This is a genomic window from Cellulomonas sp. P4_A2, assembly GCF_056402515.1.
The window spans coordinates 1-416 of record NZ_JBFUHG010000149.1 but is presented as its reverse complement, the minus strand read 5'-3'; the positions used below and the strand labels follow the sequence as shown (position 1 = coordinate 416).

The 416-nt window shown below is 71.9% G+C and carries 1 protein-coding gene; it reads left to right on the top strand.

Translation table 11 applies throughout. The features are described from left to right. Positions 1-27 precede the first annotated feature (27 nt). Positions 28-416, top strand: a 389-nt coding sequence (locus AC1DUE_RS20480; RefSeq protein ID WP_477041239.1) for an HAD hydrolase-like protein, incomplete at its 3' end; no start/stop codon positions are given.

Sequence of the window (416 nt, the reverse complement as noted above, 5' to 3'; positions counted from 1 at the left end):
GAGGCTGCGTACGCGATTGCCCGGGGGGTGCCGTGGTTCGCGTCCAACACCGATCTGACGATTCCGAGTGCGCGGGGGATCGCGCCGGGCAACGGCGCGGCGGTCGAGGTCGTACGGATCGCCACCGGTGCCGAGCCGCAGGTCGCCGGGAAGCCGTTGCCTCCGATGCATCGGGAGACCGTGCTGCGGACCGGGGCGAAGCGGCCGCTGGTGGTCGGGGACCGGCTGGACACGGACATCGAGGGTGCGTTCAACGGCGGAGTGGACTCGCTCCTCGTGCTCACCGGGGTCACGGACGCGAGGCAGTTGCTGGCGGCCGAGCCCAGGCATCGGCCCACCTATGTCGATGCGGACCTTCGGGGGCTGCTGACCGGGCAGCCCGAGGTGACCGAGAACGCCGACGGGTTCGGCTGCGG